Origin of the sequence: Streptomyces sp. SudanB52_2052 (genome assembly GCF_964272415.1) — a bacterium.
Classification (GTDB): domain Bacteria; phylum Actinomycetota; class Actinomycetes; order Streptomycetales; family Streptomycetaceae; genus Streptomyces; species Streptomyces olindensis.
This window is the reverse complement of record NZ_OZ186796.1, coordinates 1,745,574-1,762,466: the sequence shown is the minus strand read 5'-3', so window position 1 is coordinate 1,762,466 and position 16,893 is coordinate 1,745,574. Positions and strand designations below refer to the sequence as shown.

Genomic DNA, 16,893 nt, shown 5'->3' with positions numbered 1-16,893 from the left:
CCTCAGCCGTGTCCCGCAGCCCGGTCGGTGGGGTCGTCGAAGGGGCTGCACGAATCTCCGTGCCGCGCGTTAGGTTGAGCGCGTGCGACTGAGAGTGGAGTTCACGACCGAGCCCTTCGACCTGGACGAGGCGCCCGCGCACGCCGTGGTGGCCCGCGAGGTCGTCGAGGCCGCCGAACTGGACGCCGTGGACGTGGGTCCCTTCGGCAACACCGCGGAGGGCGGTGCCGACGCGGTGCTCACGGCTGTGGACGCCCTGCTCCGCAAAACCCTGGAGGCGGGCGCCACCCGGATCACGCTCCAGGTCAACGTGATCGAGGAGGGCGAGGCATGAGCGGCCCGGGGGACGAGCCGTTCATCGCGGCCGTCAAGCCGCTGGTCGACGCCATGGGCGGCGAGATGATCCCGCCGGACGAGGCCGGCCCCGACGACGTCGTCCTGTCCTGGGAGGGCCGCGACGCCGTCGCCGTGCGGCTGCCGCAGCTCGCCGACTCCCTGGACCACATCCTCGCCGCCATGGAGCGCCGCAAGGGCATACCGCTGGCCGACCTGGACCGCAAGGCCAAGCAGGAGGTCGTGCGGATACTCGAGGCGCGCGGCGCCTTCTCCGTACGGCACGGCGTGGAGACCGTGGCGAGCGCCCTCGGCGTCAGCCGCTTCACCGTCTACAACTACCTCAACCGCGAAAAGGGGGCGTGACGGGGCCCCTGCCCGGTTTCGCCGCCTCGCCGGGTTTCGTCACACGGAATTTTCAACAAACTGTTGACGTGTTGTCGGGGGAGGGCGTTAGCTATCGGCACGCCCGTTCAGCACGACGGCCGCTCGCGGCCACGGAGGCTCCCGTGACGTCCACTTCCACGCCGCCGGGTCTGGCCCGCTTCAACACGCTCGACGAGCACGCGGCCCTCGCCGCGCTGCACGAGGTGTGCGCCTCCTCGGCGTGGGCCCGGCGCCTGCTCGCCGCCCGCCCCTGCGCCACCGTCGAGGACCTGTACGCCGCGAGCGACGCCGCCATGGCCGAGCTGACCGCCGAGGACCTCGCGGAGGCGATGGCCGGGCACCCGCCGATCGGCCGCCCGAAGCCCGGTGACCCCGCCTCGGCCCGGGAACAGCGCGGCATGGCCGGCGCCTCCGAGGAGCTCAGGGCGGAGATGCTGGAACTGAACCTGGCCTACCAGGAGAAGTTCGGCCACGTCTTCCTGATCTGCGCCACCGGCCGCACCGGCGAGCAGATGCGCGACGCGGTCAAGGAGCGGATCGGCAACGCGCCGGAGCAGGAGCGCGAGATCGTCCGCACCGAGCTGGGCAAGATCAACCGCATCCGCCTGGCCCGACTCGTGGAAGAGGAAGCCTGATCATGAGCACCAGCACCACCGCGTCCGTGTCCACGCACATCCTGGACACCAGCGTCGGCCGCCCCGCCGAGGGCGTCGCCGTCCGGCTCTCCGCCCGCTCGGGCCGGGACGCGGACTGGCGGGCGCTCGGCGGTTCCGCCACCGACGCGGACGGCCGGTGCAAGGACCTCCCGGCGCTGCCGGAGGGGACCACCCACGTGCGGCTCGACTTCGCGGTCGAACCGTACTTCGAGAAGAAGCAAGCCGATGCGCAGCAGGACGCCCCCGCGAATCGGGACAGCGGCGCCGGTGTGTTCTTCCCGGAGGTGGCGATCACGTTCGCCGTCGCGCCGGGCGAGCACTACCACGTACCGCTGCTGCTCAACCCGTTCGGCTACTCCGTATACCGAGGGAGCTAGCTACATGACCGTCAATTCCCGCCCGGGCCGCCCTGTCCTGCTGGGACAGAACCAGTACGGCAAGGCCGAGAACCGAGTCGTCAAGATCACGCGGGACGGCGCCACCCACCACATCAAGGACCTGAACGTGTCCGTGGCGCTGAGCGGCGACATGGAGGAGGTCCACTACTCCGGCTCGAACGCCAACGTCCTGCCGACCGACACCACCAAGAACACGGTGTACGCGTTCGCCAAGGAGCATGGCATCGAGTCCGCCGAGCAGTTCGGCATCCACCTCGCCCGGCACTTCGTCACCAGCCAGGAGCCGATCCACCGGGCCCGCATCCGCATCGAGGAGTACGCCTGGGAGCGGATCGAGGCCTCCGACGCCAACTCGCGGTTCATCGGCGCCGACGACGTCAGGCACTCCTTCGTCCGCAGGGGCCAGGAGGTCCGGCTGACCCAGATCACCTACGACGGCGAGAAGTGGGAGGTGATCTCGGGCCTGAAGGACCTGGTCGTGATGAACTCGACCAACTCCGAGTTCTGGGGCTACGTCAAGGACAAGTACACGACCCTGAAGGAGGCCTACGACCGCATCCTGGCCACCGAGGTCTCCGGCCGCTGGCGGTTCAACTGGACCGACGACGACGAGCGCATGCCGAACTGGGAGAGGTCCTACGAGCAGGTGAAGAAGCACATGCTCCAGGCCTTCGCCGAGACGTACTCCCTCTCGCTGCAGCAGACGCTGTACCAGATGGGCGCGCGGATCATCAACCACCGCAGCGAGATCGACGAGGTCCGCTTCTCCCTCCCGAACAAGCACCACTTCCTGGTCGACCTGGAGCCGTTCGGGCTGAAGAACGACAACGAGGTCTACTACGCCGCCGACCGCCCCTACGGCCTGATCGAGGCGACGATCCTCAGGGACGGCTGCGAGGCGAGGATCCCCGTGGACCTCACCAACCTCTGACGTACGCACTTTCGGCACCCGTGGCCGGGGAACCCTCTCTCCGGCCACGGCACTCAAACTCCCAGGGTCCTGCCGTGCCCTCTCCACATCAGCGCAAAGGACGAACCATGGCAGCAGACCGGCGCATCGTCATCGAGAACTGTGCGATCGCGACCGTCGACGGACACGACACCGAGTACGCCTCCGGGCACGTCGTCATCGCCGGCAACCGCATCGAATCCCTCGGCGCGGGCCCCGCCCCCGAGAGCCTGGAGAACGTGGCCCGCCGCATCGACGCCTCCGGCCACCTCGTGACCCCCGGACTGATCAACACCCACCACCACTTCTACCAGTGGATCACCCGAGGCCTGGCCACGGACCACAACCTCTTCAACTGGCTGGTCGCGCTCTACCCCACCTGGGCGCGCATCGACGAGCCGATGGTCCGGGCCGCGGCACAGGGTTCGCTGGCGATGATGGCCCGCGGCGGCGTCACCACCGCCATGGACCACCACTACGTCTTCCCGCGCGGCTCCGGCGACCTCTCCGGCGCGATCATCGGCGCCGCCCGCGACATGGGCGTCCGCTTCACCCTCGCCCGCGGCTCCATGGACCGCAGCGAGAAGGACGGCGGCCTGCCCCCGGACTTCGCCGTCGAGACGCTCGACGGCGCGCTCGCCGCCACCGAGGAGACCGTCCGGCAGCACCACGACTCCTCCTTCGACGCCATGACCCAGGTCGCCGTCGCGCCCTGCTCGCCCTTCTCCGTCTCCACCGAACTGCTGCGCGACGGCGCCCAGCTGGCCCGCCGCCTCGGGGTCCGGCTGCACACCCACGGCTCGGAGACCGTGGAGGAGGAGAAGTTCTGCCACGAGCTGTTCGGCATGGGCCCGACCGACTACTTCGAGTCCACCGGCTGGCTCGGCGAGGACGTGTGGATGGCGCACTGCGTCCACATGAACGACTCCGACATCGCCGCCTTCGCCCGCACCCGGACCGGCGTCGCGCACTGCCCCTCCTCCAACGCCCGCCTCGCGGCCGGCATCGCCCGCGTCCCTGACATGCTCGCCGCCGGCGTCCCGGTCGGCCTCGGCGTCGACGGCACCGCCTCGAACGAGTCCGGCGAACTCCACACCGAGCTGCGCAACGCCCTCCTCATCAACCGCCTCGGCGGCCACAAGGAGGCCGCGCTCAACGCCCGCCAGGCGCTGCGCCTGGGCACCCACGGCGGCGCCCAGGTCCTCGGCCGGGCGGCCGAGATCGGCTCCCTGGAGCCCGGCAAGCTCGCCGACCTGGTCCTGTGGCGGATGGACACCCTGGCCCACGCCTCCATCGCCGACCCGGTGACCGCCCTGGTCTTCGGCGCGGCCGCGCCCGTCACCGCCTCCTTCGTGAACGGCCGCCAGATCGTCGAGGACGGACGCCTCCTCACGGCCGACGAGGACGCCATCGCCCGCGCCACGCGGGACGAGGCCCGGCGCCTGGCGAGGATCGCCGCACAGGGCTGAACCCCCCGATGACTCCGGCCGGGAGGGACGGCTCCCGGCCGGTGGCCGTGGACCCGAGCGGGGCCCACGGCGGCCGTCTCCGGGGCGCGTCGACAGGCGCGCCCCGGAACGGCCCCCCGTCCACCGCATGTCCGGTCCCTCCCCCAAGCTCTCGGCTCCGCTCGAGCAGGGAGGTACCCCCATGACCACCCGCACCACCTCCTTGACACCCACGGGCGCCACAGGGCGCAGCCGTGTAACCGACCGGAGGGACGCCGCCGTGGCCGACCACCCCGTTGACGAAAAACTCCCCGCGCTCAAGATGGCGACGACCGGCCTGCAGCACGTGGCCGCCATGTACGCCGGAGTCGTCGCCCCACCCCTGATCGTCGGCGCGGCCATCGGCCTCAGCGCCACCGACCTGACCTTCCTCACCGGCGCCTGCCTGTTCACCGCGGGCCTCGCCACCTTCCTGCAGACCCTCGGCATCTGGAAGATCGGCGCCCGGCTGCCGTTCGTCAACGGCGTCACCTTCGCCGGTGTCGCCCCCATGACCGCGATCGTCGCCTCCACCGAGGACAAGTCCGACGCCCTGCCGATCATCTTCGGCGCGGTCATCGTCGCCGGACTGCTGGGCTTCATAGCGTCCCCCGTCTTCTGCAAGGCGGTCCGCTTCTTCCCGCCGGTGGTGACCGGCACCGTCATCACACTGATCGGCATCTCCCTGCTCCCGGTCGCCTTCGGCTGGGCCCAGGGACCGAACCCGGCCGCGCACGACTACGGCTCGGCGACGAACCTGGGCCTCGCGGCCGTGACCCTGCTGATCGTGCTGCTGCTGCGCCGCTTCACCCGGGGCTTCGTCAAGCAGATCGCCGTCCTGCTGGGCCTCGTCGCCGGCACGGTCATCGCGATCCCGTTCGGCGTCACGGACTTCGGCCCGGTCGCGGACGCGGACGTCATCGGCTTCCCGACCCCGTTCCACTTCGGCGCCCCGCAGTTCCAGCTCGCCGCGATCATCTCGATGTGCGTGGTGATGGTGGTGTCGATGACCGAGTCCACCGCCGACATGCTCGCCCTCGGCGAGATCGTCGACCGCCCGGCCGACGAGAAGACCATCGCGGCGGGCCTGCGCGCCGACACCCTCGGCTCGGCGATCAGCCCCGTGTTCAACGGCTTCATGTGCAGCGCCTTCGCGCAGAACATCGGCCTGGTCGCGATGACGAAGATCCGCAGCCGGTACGTCGTCGCGGCCGGCGGCGGATTCCTGGTCCTCATGGGCCTGTGCCCGATGGCCGCCTCACTGATCGCCGTCGTACCGCGCCCGGTGCTCGGCGGGGCGGGCGTGGTCCTCTTCGGCTCGGTCGCCGCCAGCGGCATCCAGACCCTGGTCCGGGCCGGCCTGGACAAGGACAACAACGTCCTGATCGTGGCCGTCTCCCTGGCCGTCGGCATCATCCCCATCACGGCGCCGGAGTTCTACCACGCCTTCCCCGAGACGGCCCGGATCGTCCTGGACTCGGGCATCTCGACGGGCTGTGTGGCGGCCGTACTGCTCAACCTGGTCTTCAACCACCTGGGCCGGAGCGGCCGGGACGCCCACGACGTGACGCACCCGATGGAGGCGGGGGAGGAACTCTCGGGCACGCCGAAGGCACCGGCCGCGTCATGAGCACGTCGGGATCCGCCTGAGGACCCTTTAGGCTTCTGACCCGGTCGGCCGATCGTCGACCGGGGGTCAGGGGACAGGGGACGAGGGGGAGACGGGCCGATGAACCATGCCACCGAGGTGTTCCAGCCGTTGCGGGCGGACGACCCGCCCGTGGTGGCCGGATACCGCCTCGCCGCCCGGCTCGGCGCCGGCGGCATGGGCCGGGTCTACCTGTCCCACACGCAGGGCGGCCGGCCGGTGGCGGTCAAGGTGGTCCGACCGGAGCTGGCCGACGACCCGGCCTTCCGGCGGCGGTTCCGCCGGGAGGTGGAGGCGGCCCGGCGCGTCCGCGGCGCCTACACCGCCGAGCTGATCGACGCCGACGCCGACGGCACGCCCCCCTGGTCGGCCACGCTGTACGTGCCCGGCCCCTCCCTGACGGAGGCCGTAGCCCGGCGCGGACCTCTGCCCGTCCCCGCGGTGCTGTGGCTGGTGGCCGGAGTGGCCGAGGCACTGCAGGCCATCCACGCCGCGGGCATCGTGCACCGGGACCTCAAGCCGTCCAACGTGCTGCTGGCCGCCGACGGGCCGCGTGTGATCGACTTCGGCATCTCCCTGGCCGCCGACTTCACCTCGCACACCGCCACCGGCGCCGCGGTCGGCACGCCCCACTTCATGGCGCCCGAGCAGGCCGCCGCGGGAGAGGTCACGGCCGCGACCGACGTCTTCGCGCTCGGCCAGACCGCGGCGTTCGCGGCGCTGGGCCGGCCGCTGTACGGGGACGGTTCCGCGGTCGGCGTGCTGTACCGGATCGTGCACGACGAACCCGACCTGTCCCTGCTGCCCGAGCCGCTCCGGCCGCTCCTCGCGCGCTGCCTGGCCGCCGATCCGGAGGACCGGGCCGGTCTGGCGGAGATCGTCGCGTGGTGCCGGCGGCGGCTGGGCACGGACGCCGACGCGGGCGCGGGCCCGGCCGTCTGGCGGGACGTCACGGGCCCGGAGCCGACGGTCCCGCCCCCCGCCGCCACTCCCACCCGGGTCCTGCCGCGGCCGCTGGTCGTCACCCAGCCCCAGCCGCTGCCGCCCGGGCCGCAGGAGCGGCGGGCGCGAAGACGGCGCACCGCGCTGATCACGACCGCGGCGGTGGCGACCGGGGCGCTCGTACTGACCGGCCTGGCGTGGACGGTCGCCGACGCGGGGAACAGGTTCCGCGAGTGGGTGGCGGGCGCGCCGTCGACACCCGGGCCGGACAGGTCCGGACGGTCGTCCGACCCGTCGCCGTCGCCGTCGCAGCCGTCGGCCTCCGGGCCCGACGCGGACGCCGACGGCCGGACACCGCAGGCCTCGGAACCCTCCCCGGCCGCTTCCGGGACGCCGCGCCCCATCGGGCTGGTGCTCCAGAGGCTGGACGCGAAGAACTCGCTGAGCTTCCAGAAGCCGTACCAGCGCGACGACCGCGAGGGGGACATCCGCTTCGACTGCGAGGACGCCGGGTGTGCGCTGGAGAGCGACACCAGTGTGTTCATCCAGATGTTCACCCACGAGGGCGTCTCCCTCGACGAGTGCCGGCTCATGCTGGCCCCCGCCGATCAGCGTCGCTGGACGCTGGCCTCGGTGCCGGTGGGAGGCCAGATCTGCGTCAAGCACGCGTCCGGGGACATCGCACTGCTCACGGTCCAGACGAAGTCGACCGGGCTGCCGGAACTCGCCTCCGTCACGATGGACATGACGATCTGGCGCGACGCCGCCTAGCGCCCGAACGGGCCGGGAACGCCGTCTAGAGCCCGAACAGGCCCGGATCGGCCGCCAGTTTCCGGAAGACATCGGCGGGGTCGGTGACCAGCCTGCGCTTTTCGAGGTCGAGGATCCCGCCGACCGCCGTGATCTCCGCGGCCACCGTGCCGTCGGCCTTCACGACGGACTGCTCGATCCGGAACGTCTTGCCGTCGCCCCACGCGAAGGCGCACGTCACCCGGACCTCGTCGCCCGCGAGCAGCTCCCGCAGGTAGCGGATGGTGGTCTCCAGCGCGACCGGGCCGACGCCGCTGCCGATGAGGGCGGACTGACTGATCCCGGCCGCCTGGAGCAGCGACCAGCGGGCGTGCTCCGCGTAGTTCAGATAGACCGCCTGGTTGAGGTGTCCCTGCACATCCGTCTCGTAGCCACGGACGGTCACAGGGACGGAAAACGGCTCGGTCACGGCTTTCCCTTCTCGCACCGGATTCTCGTGTCATGCGCAACGATCCCCTGATCTTGGCATGCTCATCACGCCCGGCGCGGGGAAGCCAGGAGATACCGGCTCCCGGTGCGCGGCTCGCGGTGCTCGCTCACCTGCCAGCCTGCCCCCTCCAGGGTGGCCGCGCAGGCGCGCAGCGCCTCGCCGTCCGGCTCGTGGACGGCGACGGCCTCCGGCTGCGGGGTCTCCCGCACCCGGTAGCCCCCGTCGTCCGGGCCGGCCGGCTGGTGTCCGGCCGCCTCCAGGGCGAGCGCGGCGGCCTGCACGAGATGCGTGCGCTCCCAGCCGCACGGCCGGTCCACCGCCCCGTCCCGGTTGGTCATTCGGCGCAGCTCCAGCAGCCCCTGCCAGGCGTTGTGCACCTCACGGCGCCGGGCGGGCCCGGACCGCGGAGGGTCGGCTTCACCACCGGCCCGTGCCGCGAACACACCGGTGGCGGCGGGAGCCTCCCCGGCGGGCTCGGGCGCCCGGGTGATGCCCTGCCGGACGCGATGCCCCTCCGGGGTCAGGAAGTGGTCGTGCGGCGGCCGGGGGTGCCGGAAGGCGAGCCCGCGCTTCACCAGCGCCGCGAGCTGCGCCTCCGTACCCCGCAGCCGGCCGGTGACCGGGTCGGCGGCGTCGATGACACGCCGCTGCGCGGCGCTCGGCGGTCGGGTCACGGCGCGCTCCTCTCCGGCCCGGGGCAGGCCCGGGGACAGGCCCTGGGGCACTCGCCCCACCTGCTGGAAGGCTACGACCCGCCACTGACAACGGAGGCCTACTGCCGGTACCCGCCGAGGAACCGCCCGATCCGCCCGATCGCCGCCTCCAGGTCGTCCGCGTGCGGCAGGGTCAGGATGCGGAAGTGGTCCGGGGTCGGCCAGTTGAAGCCCGTGCCCTGGACCACCTGGATCTTCTCCCGCAGCAGCAGGTCCAGGACGAACTTCTCGTCGTCGTGGATCTTGTGCACCTTGGGGTCCAGGCGCGGGAAGGCGTACAGCGCTCCCTTGGGCTTGACGCAGGTCACGCCGGGGATCTCGGTGAGCTTGTGCCAGGCCACGTCCCGCTGCTCCAGCAGCCGCCCGCCGGGCCTGGTCAGCTCGCCGATGGACTGTCGGCCGCCGAGCGCGGCCTGGATGGCGTACTGGGCGGGCGCGTTGGCGCACAGCCGCATGGACGCCAGCATGGTGAGGCCCTCCAGGTAGTCCTTCGCGTGCTGCCTGGGGCCCGTGACCACCAGCCAGCCGGAGCGGAAGCCGGCCACGCGGTAGGTCTTGGAAAGGCCGCAGAACGTGAGGACCACCAGGTCGGGGGCGAGCGCGGCGGCCGAGTGGTGCACGGCGTCGTCGTAGAGGATCTGGTCGTAGATCTCGTCGGCGAACACCATCAGGCCGTGGCGGCGGGCGAGGTCGAGGATGCCCTCGACGATCTCCTTCGGGTAGACGGCGCCGGTGGGGTTGTTCGGGTTGATGATCACGACCGCCTTGGTGCGGTCCGTGATCTTGGACGCCATGTCGTCCAGGTCCGGGTACCAGTCGGCCTGCTCGTCGCACAGGTAGTGGACCGCCTTGCCGCCCGCGAGGGTGGTCACCGCCGTCCAGAGGGGGAAGTCCGGGGCGGGGATCAGGATCTCGTCGCCGTCCTCGACCAGCGCCTGTACGGCCATGGAGACCAGCTCCGACACGCCGTTGCCGAGGAAGACGTCGTCGACGCCGACCTCCAGCCCGAGCGTCTGGTAGCGCTGGGCGACGGCGCGGCGGGCGGAGAGGATGCCGCGCGAGTCGGTGTATCCGTGGGCCTGCGGCAGCATCCGGATCATGTCCTGGAGGATCTCCTCCGGCGCCTCGAACCCGAAGAGCGCGGGGTTGCCGGTGTTCAGGCGCAGCACGCTGTGGCCCGCCTCCTCCAGCGCGTTGGCGTGCTCTATGACCGGGCCGCGGATCTCGTAACAGACCTCGCTGAGTTTGCTCGACTGCCGGAACTCCATGCGCGCGCTTCCCCTCCGGAAACTGGTGTTGCTTGGTTTTACCAAGTAGCAGCTTGGAAAGTCCAACAACTTGTCTAGACTGCGTCGCATGCCACCTCGCCGAAGCTACGACCAGTACTGCTCCGCCGCCCGCGCGCTCGACGTCGTCGGCGACCGCTGGACCCTGCTGATCGTCCGGGAACTGCTCGCCGGTCCCCGCCGCTACACCGACCTGCACGCGGACCTGCCCGGCGTCAGCACGGACGTACTCGCCTCGCGGCTGAGGGACATGGAGCGCGACGGCCTCGCGACCCGGCGCAGGCTCCCGCCGCCCGGCGCGGCCTACGTCTACGAACTCACCGGCCGCGGCCGTGAGTTGCTGCCCGTGTTGCAGGCCCTGGGGGAGTGGGGGCAGGGCGAACTCGGGGAGCGCCGCCCGACGGACGCCGTGCGGGCGCACTGGTTCGCGCTCCCCCTGCTGCGCGGACTGGAGGGCGTGGGCGAGGGACTCGTCGAAGTCCGCCTGGAGGAAGGGCGGTTCCATCTGCACGCGGGTGCCGAGGAGGGGCCCGTCTACGGCGACGGACCCGCCCCCCGCGAGCCCGACGCCCTGCTCGTCCTGGACACCGCCACGTGCACGGCGCTCAGCCGGGGGGAGCTGAGCCTGACCCGGGCCGTACGCGCGGGCCGGGTCGAGGTGACCGGCGAGGGCCCCCTCGCCAAGACCCTGCGCGAGACATGAGGGAAGGCCCGCACGGGCGGGCCTTCCGAAGACGCATCAGGCGCATCAGGTGCATCAGGATCAGTGAAGGGGATTGGGCAGTTCCGCCCACTGGTCACCGGGCGTCTGCGGCGAGAGCCGCATCAGCGTCAGCGCCTTCGTCGGCAGGGGGCCGGCGCGCAGCGCGGCGAGGTCCGGAGTGTGCGGCAGGTCCCGTACGGCCGTCTTCAGCGCCGTCGCGAGCGCCTCGCCCGACCCGGCGGTCCCGGCCAGCGCTCCCGCCACGAGCGAGCCGAACAGCTTGCGGCGGAGCGTGCGTTCGTCGTCCGTGACCATGCGGGCCGGCAGCTCGGGCACCGGGATGCGGTGGCGCGCGAGACGGGCCGGACTGACGCGGATGTCGCCCAGGTCGCGGTAGACCAGCCGCAGCGGATCGCCCGCCGGCGAGAGGACCACCAGCAGGTTCTGGCCGTGCGCCTCCAGGGCCACGCCCAGCTCCAGCAGCCGCAGGCCCACCGTGAGGGCGAGGCGCGCGAAACCGGCCAGCCAGCCGGGGGAGCGGGGCAGCTCGGTGGTGGCGAGCGCCGCCACCGGCAGGATCCGTTCGCCGCCGCCTGCGTACGCGCGCGGCGACTCCCGCAGGACGGCCGCGAAGTCCGGGGAGCCGGCCGCCGCCGCGCCCAGGGTGCGGGTGACGTGCAGCAGGCCGTCCGTGCGCGCCGCCGGAACCCCGGCGAACTCCGACAGCGCCGCCGACGCGGCGACCGACGGCAGCGAGATGTCCCGCACCGAGGACGTCAGCCGGGCGCTGAGCGACGTCTTGACGTGCGTCCCGCCGGGCAGGGCGAGCGTGCGCAGGGACATCAGCGGACGCCCCGGAAGCCGCTCGTCGCACGTCCGCTTCAGCACGTGCGCCGCCTGCCACGGGTGCACCGGCAGCACCACATGCTCCCCGTCCCGCAGATCCCCCGGCCACACCCCCGTCACCAGGCACTCCTCCGCCCGCACCGGCACCAGCCCGAGGTCCACCACCGGCCGGTGCTCCGGCCCGTACGCGAGCTGCTCGGCCACCGAGAAACCGGGCCGGGACCGGCAGGTCGGGTGGAACGGATGCCCGTCGACGATCCGCTGTTCCCACGCCCAGTCGTTCTCGGGCCACGCCTCCCGCTCGCCGTCCTGGCCCGCTCTCGACAGCGCCAACGACGCCACGCTGTGCCCGAGTTCGGTGGCGAAGGACGCGGAGTGCGGTACGGCGAGGTCCGTCATCAGCCGCGCCGGATCGTCGTACGCCCGCTCGTCGAGCCGTACGACGGTGACGTACGCGCCGGTCGCGTACGGATCCGGCCGCGGGCCGTGCAGCCGGCGACCGTCCGACAGATGCAGGGTCAGCCCGTCCCGACCCCGCTCCCCGCGGGCGACCCAGGGCAGCGGATCATGGGCGAGACCGCGCCACAGGCGCGACAGGACGGCCGCCCGGGCGCCGGGCAGTTCGGCCTCGTACCGCGGCAGGAGGCCGGGCCGTACGACGGCCAGTTCCTCGGCGACCTCGGCCTCTGCGGTGGGGGGACGATGCACGGGCGGGCTCCTCGGGTACGAATAGGGCGTCACAGCGGGACGGCGACGACCGCATACTGATCATCTCCGCCCGGAACGCGGGAAGGACCGTAGGGAACGAGTGGAACGCGTGGACCTCATGCCCCGGCCCGGCGACGACGACTCGGCCCACGGCGACGACAGTGCCGCCGACCTCGCCGGGCGTGCCGACGCGTACGCCGCCGTGCCGCTGCTGAACTGCCTGCTGCGGGAGGTGGCCCGGCCGGTGCGGCAGGAGGGCGACCACCGCGTCTACCGGCTGCCCGGCGGGGACCGCCTGCTGCGGGTGCGCGGCACGCGGCGGCCCGCCGAGCCCGAGGTGCGGGTGGCGGGCGGCTGGCACCGCGTCGGCCACACGGAACTGGTCAAACTCGTCGCCGAGGAACTGCGCGGGCACACCGGGCTGTCCAACCACGAACTGCCCGCCGAGATGCTCGACAGCCGGGACGCCGTGGCCGCGCTGCTGGCCGCCCGCACCGGCGCCACCCCGCCCGGCGACCCCTATGCGCGCTCCGAGCAGTGTCTCCTCACCGGCCACACCCACCACCCGGCCCCCAAGGCCCGCGGCGGCGGCCCCGCCGCCGGGTGGCTGCCGTACGCGCCCGAGGCCTACGCCCGCTTCCCGCTGACCCTGCTCGGTCTGCGCGCGGACACCGTCGTCGAGGAGGGCGACACCTCGGCCCTGGACGCCCTCGGCACGGCCCCGCCCGGCTACCGGCTGCTGCCCGCCCACCCCTGGCAGCTCGACCTGGCCGCGCGGGAACTCGCCGCCGCCTTCGCGGACGGCCGGCTCGTCCGGCTCGGCGAGACCGCCTTCGACACGTGGCCGACGGCCGCGATCCGCACGCTCTACGCGCCCGAGCAGGACCTCTTCCTCAAGTTCAGCCTCGACGTGCGCATCACCAACGACATCCGCCGGCTGTGGCGCCACGACCTGCTCGCCCTGCGCCGCACCGACGCGGCGGTGTGCTCCGCCTTCGCGGCGTTCGACGGCCCCCCGGCCTGGCTGAGCGACCGCGGGTACCGCACCGCCGACTTCGCCTTCGAGGCCCTGGCCGTCCTCGTCCGCGACGGCTTCCGCGGCCGTCTGCTGCCCGGTGCGACCCCGCTGCTGGCCGCCGGACTCGTCGAGGGCTTCGACGGCAGCCCGCTCGACCGCGCCGCCGACCCCGACGCCTGGTGGACGGCGTACCTCGCGCAGGTGGTGCCCCCGGCCCTCACGGCCTTCGCCCGGCACGGCGTCGTCCTGGAGGCCCACCTGCAGAACACCCTGATCGCGGTGGACGCCGACGGCACGCCCGTGCAGGCGCTGTACCGGGACGCCGAGGGCGTGAAACTGCTGCCGGAGGTGTCGCGCGAGGCGGGCTGGGAGCGGCTCGTGTACTGCCTGCTCGTCAACCACCTCACCGAGATCGCCGGCGCCCTCGCCGCACGCCGACCCGGCTTCGACCCCTGGCCCGCCGTCCGCCGCGAACTGGCCCGGCACGACGTCCCGGAGATCCCCGCCCTGCTCGCCTCGCCCACCCTGCCCGCCAAGACGAACCTGCTGCTGCGCTGGACGGGCGCGGACGGCGCCGACGCCCGCTACCTGCCGCTGCCCAACCCGCTCCGGCATCAGCCGTAGCCGCCCCGGGCGAACGAGCAGCGGTGGCCGAGCGAGCGGAAGAACGCGGACAGTTCGGACCTGGCGCGGGAGTCGGGCCGGCGGACGAAGAGATAGCCGGTCAGGCAGCCCGTGTGGGCGACGAAGACGCCGTCGGCGCCGAACCGCTCGCGGTGGGCGAGCACGCTCTCGAACGTCGCTTTCGGCAGCACCTCCTGGGACAGCGCGGCGCTGGTGGTCGCGGCCCGTGCCACCGCCGCCGCGTCCCCGCGGGCGAAGCCCCTCAACAGGTCGGTCAGGCACCGCTCGTAGGCGTCCCCGCGGCGCCGGTAGTGCTCCAGCAGCAGGGGCGTGACGGCGGCGGTGTCCACCGTGCCGGGCTCGGTCACGAAGGCGGTGTGGAAGCCGATGTCCGTGCCCAGACGCCGGACCAGCCGGTGCCGGCCGCTCAGATACAGGGCGAACTCGTCGAGGAAGACGCTGTCGGCGCGCTCGATCGCCGCCAGGACGCCCACGACCACCTCGGTGTCGTACGGCAGCGCGAAGAGCCGGAACAGGCAGCGCAGGGTCGCCACGATGTCGGCGGTCGAACTGGCCATGCCCACACCCACCCGCAGTTCGGAGCGCGCGCTCCACCGACCGGGCGGCAGCCGGAGGCCGTAGTGCTCCAGGAAGAGCCGGGCCGCGGTCGCCGACTTCTCCCCGAGCGGCGGCGGTGAGGCCGGGCCGGGCACCGTCCCCGGGGTGAACGACACCCGGGAGTGCCGGGCGACGGGGAACGACACCACCGCGATGTCCGGATCGGGGCCTGCCCGCAACGGCCCCTGGTACAGCTCGCCGAGCGTGCCGTGGCAGACGCCGGACACGACGCGGGGCACATCGGGGGCGGCCACGCCGGGACCCGTCCGGTCACGCACGGCCTCACCTCCCTCCCCGCGGTGATCTTCGGGAGACCACCTCATGGAATGATCGCCCCCCGGATGCCGGGAGACCCACGGGGTGGGCTCCTCCACGAACCACCGGGGCGGTCCTCCCCGGAGAGAGGGCAGGTGCGGCATGTCCGCGACGCCGTCCGACGCGGCGAACGACGATCTCCCCGAGTTGACGGCTCCCGGCCCCGTGCCGTGCCGCGTCGTCGTGTGCCGGGACTGCTGCTGCGGCAGCCCCAAGGTGACCGGGATCGATCACGCGGCCCAGACCGAGCGCCTGCGCGCCGCGGCGCCGGTACGGGTCTCCGACTGCCTGGACGTGTGCGACCAGGCCAACGTCATCGTCGTCCAGCCGTCCTCCGCCGGCCGCGCCGCCGGTGCCCGCCCGGTCTGGCTCGGGCTGGTCAACGACCCGGCGGCGACCGAGGACGTCGTCGCGTGGGTCCGGGCGGGCGGTCCCGGCGTCGCCCCGCCGCCCGACATCCTCGACCTGTACGTCTTCAGCCCTCTCACGCGGCGGCGCACCGACGGCTCATGACCTCGCCGCGCCCCGGCCGCGCACCAGCAGACGCAGGAAGTACGGCGTGCCGATCATCGCCGTCATCAGGCCGGCGCCCAGCTGGGCCGGAGCGATGACCGTCCGGCCGAGCAGGTCGGCCGTGCAGACGAGCGCGGCCCCCAGCAGGACGGCGACCGGCACCACCCGCACGTGCCGCCGGCCCACGAGGGCCCGTGCCGCGTGCGGCGCCACGAGCCCCACGAAGCCGATGGTGCCGGCCGCGGCCACGGCGGTCGCGGCGAGCAGCACCCCCACCACCAGGAAGCCGAGCCTCGCCCGGGGCAGCCCGAGACCGAGCAGCCGCGGGGTGTCCTCGTCCAGCGCGACCAGGTCCAGTTCGGTGCGCCGGACGACCGCGACGGCCAGCCCCAGCGCCAGCACGAGCGCCACGGGCAGCACGTCCGCCGTGGTCCGCCCGTACGTCGAACCGGACAGCCAGGTCAGCGCCCGAAGACGACGCCGGAGGCCAGCGCCGCGCCCGTGAACGCGGCGCCCGCGATGCCCCAGGAACCGGCGGCGGGCACGGTGGTCACCAGCAGCACGGCCCCCAGCGCGGCCCCGCCGGAGACGCCCAGCACGCCGGGCTCCGCGAGCGGGTTGCGGGTCACGGCCTGCACGAGCGTGCCGGTCAGGGCGAGCGAGGCGCCCGCGCAGAGCGCCGCGAGCACGCGCGGCACCCGGGTGTCCAGCACGAAGGACACGGTCCGACCGGCCCGCCCCTGCACCCAGTTGGCGACATCGCCGAGCAGGAGCTTACTGTCGCCCAGCAGGACACCGGCCAGCGTGACGGCGACGACCACGGCGACCAGGGCGGCCACCGTGACGAGGAACGCCGTCCGGCCGGGGACGCGGAGCCGGTCCGGCGCGTCGGCTCCGGCCGTGTCCCGCAGTCGCAGGGCGTCACCACCAGGAACACGGCGCCGACCAGGCTGGTGACGATGCCGGTGGGGACGGCCACCGCCGTCTCGGCGGGGATCAGCGCGCGCAGCAGCACGTCCGAGCCGAGCACCAGACCGGCACCGGCCAGTCCGGCCGCGGGCAGCGCCGCCCGGGCGCGGACGAACCCCCGGAACCGGCGGGCCAGCGAACGGACCAGGGCGGGCGCGCACAGCCCGACGAACCCGATGGGCCCGGCGAGTGTGACGGCCGCCGCGGACAGCAGCGCCGCGAGCACCACCAACTGCGGTTCGGCAAGGCCCGCGTCCCCCGTATCTGCGGGTCGTTGCCCCGGGGCGGGCAGGCGTTCCCCCCCCCGCCGCCTGCCCGCCCCGCGGGAACGGGAAGACGGAAGATCAGGCCGGGTCGGTGCCTTCGGAGGCGCGAGTGCTCCCGGTGCTGAGGTCCCAGACCGGATCGCCCAGTCCATCGCCTCGGTGCCTTTCGATGCTGACCTCGACCGACGGTGCCCCGGGTCGGCTCAGGGGTGCGCTTCCGACGCGATCGGGCTTGGCCCGAATGCTGACTTTGGGTGCCTTCTGGGTGATGCCT

16 protein-coding genes and 1 pseudogene are annotated in these 16,893 nt (G+C 73.1%); 11 read left to right on the top strand and 6 right to left on the bottom strand.

Annotation, left to right across the window (positions count from 1 at the left end; genetic code table 11):
- The first annotated feature begins 82 nt into the window (after nt 1-82).
- The 8 genes from ACSUPV_RS07830 to ACSUPV_RS07795 all read left to right on the top strand — a co-directional run bounded on the left by ACSUPV_RS07830 (nt 83) and on the right by ACSUPV_RS07795 (nt 7,571).
- A complete protein-coding gene (locus ACSUPV_RS07830) occupies nt 83-334 on the top strand; it encodes a hypothetical protein (protein WP_031120251.1) in 252 nt (83 codons plus the stop codon).
- Nucleotides 331-699 (top strand): helix-turn-helix domain-containing protein, encoded by a 369-nt coding sequence (locus tag ACSUPV_RS07825; RefSeq protein ID WP_037759896.1) that lies wholly within the window; start codon nt 331-333, stop codon nt 697-699. The genes ACSUPV_RS07830 and ACSUPV_RS07825 overlap by 4 nt, the downstream gene beginning before the upstream one ends.
- A 143-nt stretch (nt 700-842) precedes the next feature.
- The gene (uraD, locus tag ACSUPV_RS07820; RefSeq protein ID WP_359793592.1) at nt 843-1,355 is read left to right on the top strand and encodes a 2-oxo-4-hydroxy-4-carboxy-5-ureidoimidazoline decarboxylase; all 513 of its coding nucleotides are present in this window, start codon (nt 843-845) and stop codon (nt 1,353-1,355) included.
- 2 nt (nt 1,356-1,357) lie between these two features.
- Nucleotides 1,358-1,753 carry a hydroxyisourate hydrolase gene (gene uraH / locus ACSUPV_RS07815; RefSeq protein ID WP_037759894.1) on the top strand — a complete coding sequence of 132 codons (396 nt, stop codon included), beginning with the start codon at nt 1,358-1,360 and terminating at the stop codon, nt 1,751-1,753.
- Between the two features lie 4 nt (nt 1,754-1,757).
- Nucleotides 1,758-2,705 carry a factor-independent urate hydroxylase gene (pucL, locus tag ACSUPV_RS07810; RefSeq protein WP_436947194.1) on the top strand — a complete coding sequence of 316 codons (948 nt, stop codon included), beginning with the start codon at nt 1,758-1,760 and terminating at the stop codon, nt 2,703-2,705.
- A gap of 107 nt (nt 2,706-2,812) precedes the next feature.
- Complete coding sequence (locus ACSUPV_RS07805; RefSeq protein WP_436947193.1) at nt 2,813-4,192, top strand: 8-oxoguanine deaminase; 1,380 nt, start codon at nt 2,813-2,815, stop codon at nt 4,190-4,192.
- Nucleotides 4,193-4,451: 259 nt separating this feature from the next.
- A complete protein-coding gene (locus ACSUPV_RS07800) occupies nt 4,452-5,840 on the top strand; it encodes a nucleobase:cation symporter-2 family protein (RefSeq protein ID WP_436949883.1) in 1,389 nt (462 codons plus the stop codon).
- A gap of 99 nt (nt 5,841-5,939) precedes the next feature.
- Nucleotides 5,940-7,571 carry a serine/threonine-protein kinase gene (locus tag ACSUPV_RS07795; protein ID WP_436947192.1) on the top strand — a complete coding sequence of 544 codons (1,632 nt, stop codon included), beginning with the start codon at nt 5,940-5,942 and terminating at the stop codon, nt 7,569-7,571.
- Nucleotides 7,572-7,596: 25 nt separating this feature from the next.
- Here the strand turns inward: ACSUPV_RS07795 and ACSUPV_RS07790 are convergent, their stop codons facing one another.
- The 3 genes from ACSUPV_RS07790 to ACSUPV_RS07780 all read right to left on the bottom strand — a co-directional run bounded on the left by ACSUPV_RS07790 (nt 7,597) and on the right by ACSUPV_RS07780 (nt 10,021).
- Nucleotides 7,597-8,019, bottom strand: a complete 423-nt coding sequence (locus ACSUPV_RS07790; RefSeq protein WP_382615003.1) for an acyl-CoA thioesterase — start codon at nt 8,017-8,019, stop codon at nt 7,597-7,599.
- A 65-nt stretch (nt 8,020-8,084) separates the two neighbouring features.
- Nucleotides 8,085-8,714 (bottom strand): hypothetical protein, encoded by a 630-nt coding sequence (locus ACSUPV_RS07785; protein WP_436947191.1) that lies wholly within the window; start codon nt 8,712-8,714, stop codon nt 8,085-8,087.
- Nucleotides 8,715-8,812: 98 nt separating this feature from the next.
- Complete coding sequence (locus tag ACSUPV_RS07780; protein ID WP_382615001.1) at nt 8,813-10,021, bottom strand: pyridoxal phosphate-dependent aminotransferase; 1,209 nt, start codon at nt 10,019-10,021, stop codon at nt 8,813-8,815.
- A gap of 88 nt (nt 10,022-10,109) precedes the next feature.
- On the opposite strand from ACSUPV_RS07780, the gene ACSUPV_RS07775 reads away from it, so the two are divergent.
- Complete coding sequence (locus ACSUPV_RS07775) at nt 10,110-10,742, top strand: winged helix-turn-helix transcriptional regulator (protein WP_037759883.1); 633 nt, start codon at nt 10,110-10,112, stop codon at nt 10,740-10,742.
- 60 nt (nt 10,743-10,802) lie between these two features.
- On the opposite strand, the gene ACSUPV_RS07770 is transcribed toward ACSUPV_RS07775, so the two are convergent.
- Nucleotides 10,803-12,296: an IucA/IucC family protein gene (locus tag ACSUPV_RS07770; protein ID WP_037759881.1), complete on the bottom strand. Its 1,494-nt coding sequence runs from the start codon at nt 12,294-12,296 to the stop codon at nt 10,803-10,805.
- A gap of 100 nt (nt 12,297-12,396) precedes the next feature.
- On the opposite strand from ACSUPV_RS07770, the gene ACSUPV_RS07765 reads away from it, so the two are divergent.
- A complete protein-coding gene (locus tag ACSUPV_RS07765) occupies nt 12,397-13,938 on the top strand; it encodes an IucA/IucC family protein (RefSeq protein WP_436947190.1) in 1,542 nt (513 codons plus the stop codon).
- On the opposite strand, the gene ACSUPV_RS07760 is transcribed toward ACSUPV_RS07765, so the two are convergent.
- Nucleotides 13,929-14,834 carry a GHMP family kinase ATP-binding protein gene (locus ACSUPV_RS07760; protein WP_436947189.1) on the bottom strand — a complete coding sequence of 302 codons (906 nt, stop codon included), beginning with the start codon at nt 14,832-14,834 and terminating at the stop codon, nt 13,929-13,931. The two genes, ACSUPV_RS07765 and ACSUPV_RS07760, sit on opposite strands and share 10 nt — an antisense overlap.
- A 139-nt stretch (nt 14,835-14,973) precedes the next feature.
- Between ACSUPV_RS07760 and ACSUPV_RS07755 the strand changes: the two genes are divergently transcribed.
- Nucleotides 14,974-15,384, top strand: coding sequence for a (2Fe-2S) ferredoxin domain-containing protein (locus tag ACSUPV_RS07755; RefSeq protein WP_436947188.1), 411 nt, complete (start codon nt 14,974-14,976; stop codon nt 15,382-15,384).
- Here ACSUPV_RS07755 and ACSUPV_RS07750 read toward each other — a convergent pair.
- Nucleotides 15,379-16,582: pseudogene (locus tag ACSUPV_RS07750) on the bottom strand (iron chelate uptake ABC transporter family permease subunit); the annotation flags it as partial. The gene ACSUPV_RS07755 and the pseudogene ACSUPV_RS07750 overlap by 6 nt on opposite strands.
- Nucleotides 16,583-16,893 lie beyond the last annotated feature (311 nt).